This is a genomic window from Streptomyces sp. SID3212 (assembly GCF_009865405.1).
In the GTDB taxonomy this organism is placed as follows: domain Bacteria; phylum Actinomycetota; class Actinomycetes; order Streptomycetales; family Streptomycetaceae; genus Streptomyces.
On the sequence record NZ_WWJY01000695.1, the window covers coordinates 1 to 2,743 of the forward strand.

Here is a 2,743-nt window from a genome sequence, read left to right on the forward strand (position 1 = left end):
TCGGCGACCCGCAGCGCGTCCTCGGCCTCCGCCCAGCCCTTCGCCGTGAACAGACATCGCTCCACGAGCAGCGACGCGCGCTGGAGCGCCGGGGCCGGGTCGGCGGCGTGCGGTGCGAGCAGGGCGGCCGCGTCGGTCCAGCACCCTCGCGAGCGCAGCCGCCATACCGCGGTCTGGAGTGGATCGTCACCGGCAGTGGTTCCGGAACCAGACATGGCGGTATGCGCCACATTGCCCTCCCCGAGCGCGCCATTGTGCTGTTGGGTGTGGACGCATCTCAGCACGGATCGGCACGCTGGGCCAAGAGGACAGGTGAAAAAATTCACAATGCCTTGGTCGCCGAGGGGGCGCGGGGGGTGCCGGGGACAAGGGCGTTACGGCGCGCCCGGCGGGGCAGGCGGCACCCGTCGCAAGGCTGTCACCTGGGGGGACGCCCGGGAAACGGCGAGTGTCCTGCCTGTCGGAATCACCGCTTCCGGCACCCTGCGCGGGTGATTTGGATCTCCGGGCGACCTGGACGGCCGGGACGCCCTTGAGGGGTGACGGCGGTCAACACGACACCGGTGGCGCGGGTGCCGCGTCATCGCCGGGCGTGATCCTCGGGTTGGCGGAGCCACCAGGCGACGGCGGCGGCGCGGCTGGGGACGTCGGCCTTGGAGAAGACACCTTCGAGGTGTTTGCGGACGGTCCGCGGGCTGATCCCGAGTTGGCGCGCGGCCTGGTCGTTGGTGTGGCCGGTGGCGATCAGCGCGAGCACCTGGGTCTCGCGTTCGGTGAGGGTGCGCCGGCGGGGTGGGGCGCCGGGCGGGCCGGCGTTGATCCTGGCCTGGATCGCGGTGACCTGGGCCCGGTGGTCGAGCGCCGTGGCGATGAGGTCGCGAACGGGGTGGAGGGCTTGCGTCTCCCGGTCGGAGAAGTCGTGGAGCCTGCGCGTCAGGCCGATGAGGACCAGGTTCTCGTCGCTGAGGTGCGGTGCCATCAGCAGCAGATGGCGCATGCCGTACCGGGCGAACACCTCCTGGTAGACGAGAGTCCGCCGGAACCGGTGGAAGGGCATGAAGTCGCTGATGCGGTACGGGCGTGGGTCGCTGGTGGCGAGAAGGTTCCCGATGTACGGGTCGTCGGCGGACAGGGCCATCCAGTGGTCGATCTCGTCCGCGGAGAGGTCGTCGGGTTCTCCGGCCATCGTCACCGAGGGCGTCCGCGTCCGCCAGGCCGGGCAGATGTCGATACATACACAGTCCGCGCCCACGACGCGGAGCAGCCCCTCGGCCAAGTCCTCCACGTAGGGCTCGTTGTTGACGATGCGGTGGGCGGCGAGCAATGCGTGCCGTAACAGATGTGCCTCGTTCACCGGGGTCCCCCTGTCGGCGCTTCACAGCGCATGGCGCACGGGCCATGGCGCAGAGCCCATGGCGCACAGCCCATAAGGAGGATAAGCCGAAAAGCGTGTCATGTACAGGTCATTTAAGACGTCAAGGTGGCGGAATGGGCACCTGTCGCCCGCGAGCCGCCCCCTCCACCATGGATGCGGAGGCGGGAAATCGGCTCACCGGCGAACACCAGGGAAAGGAAATGGGTTGAATTTCTTACGGAAAAGAAGACTGAGACGAACGACGCTGGTAGCGGCGATGATCACATTGGCGGGCCTCGTGGCCATTCCGTCAGCCGCCGCCCGGGAAACCGCGCCGGCCGCGGATCCCCCGTTCGTGGAGATCGTGAATCAGTGGACCGGGCTCCACGCGGACGTCATGTGGGCCTCCACCGCCACGGGCACCGGGGCTTTCCTCTGGCCCGACAATACGAGCTGGTCGCAGGAGTTCGAACGGCTCGACAGCGGAAACGGCTTTTTCCGCCTCCGGGCACGTCACTCCGGCCAGTGCCTGGTCGTCCCCGGTGGCAGCCCCGCGAATGGTCTGCCGATCGTTCAGGAGCCGTACTGCGAGGCCAACGGCCGGTCGAACGAGTGGTACACGCAGGAGATCCGTCCGCCGCAGGAACCGTGCATGTGCTTTCCCATCAGTTACATGATTATCAGGAGCCGTCTGAGCGGACGCTGCATGGAAGTCAATTCCCCGTCCGGCCAGCCGGGTCAGCAGTCGGTTCTCCAGGTGTGGAACTGCATCACCTCGGGTACGGAATGGAATCGCGCGAACCAGGTGTGGCGCTGGGCGTAAGTGCCCGGCAGATCACGTCAGCGCGGTCAGCTCATCCGCAGCGCGAGGAAGAAGTCCAGCTTGTCCTCCAGACGGGACAGGTCGCGGCCGGTCAACTGCTCGATCCGGCCCACTCGGTAGCGCAGGGTGTTGACGTGCAGATGCAACCTGGCCGCGCAGCGCGTCCAGGAGCCGTCGCAGTCGAGGAACGCCTCCAGGGTGGGGATCAGCTCCGCCCGGTGGCGCTTGTCGTACTCCCGCAGCGGGTCCAGCAGCCGGGCGGTGAAGGCGCGCCGGACGTCGTCGGGGACGAAGGGCAGCAGCAGGACGTGCGAGGCGAGTTCGTGGTGCCCGGCCGCGCAGATCCGACCGGGCCGCGCCGCCGCGACACGGCGGGCGTGCCGGGCCTCCTCCAGGGCGCCGCGCAACCCCTCGGCCGAGTGGACGGCGGCACTCACCCCGAGCGTGAGCCGCCCGTCGTCCGCGAGCCCGGCGCTCAACGTCCCGCGTACGGCGGCCAACAGGGCGTCGGCGTGCAGCCCTTGGGCGGGGGCGCCCGCCGGGGTGTCGGTCCCGGGGCCCGCTGC

At 69.3% G+C, this 2,743-nt stretch carries 3 protein-coding genes and 1 pseudogene; 1 reads left to right on the forward strand and 3 read right to left on the reverse strand.

Features of this window, described 5'->3' with window-relative positions; genetic code table 11:
- Both GT042_RS21040 and GT042_RS40135 read right to left on the reverse strand, forming a co-directional pair.
- A pseudogene (locus tag GT042_RS21040) lies at positions 1–215 on the reverse strand (hypothetical protein); the annotation flags it as partial.
- A 365-nt stretch (positions 216–580) separates the two neighbouring features.
- Positions 581–1,354 (reverse strand): helix-turn-helix transcriptional regulator, encoded by a 774-nt coding sequence (locus GT042_RS40135; protein WP_161310282.1) that lies wholly within the window; start codon positions 1,352–1,354, stop codon positions 581–583.
- Between the two features lie 277 nt (positions 1,355–1,631).
- On the opposite strand from GT042_RS40135, the gene GT042_RS21050 reads away from it, so the two are divergent.
- Positions 1,632–2,177: an RICIN domain-containing protein gene (locus tag GT042_RS21050; protein WP_161310283.1), complete on the forward strand. Its 546-nt coding sequence runs from the start codon at positions 1,632–1,634 to the stop codon at positions 2,175–2,177.
- A 26-nt stretch (positions 2,178–2,203) separates the two neighbouring features.
- Here GT042_RS21050 and GT042_RS21055 read toward each other — a convergent pair.
- Positions 2,204–2,743 (reverse strand): helix-turn-helix domain-containing protein (locus tag GT042_RS21055; RefSeq protein ID WP_202533343.1); only part of this gene is annotated, 540 nt, incomplete at its 5' end.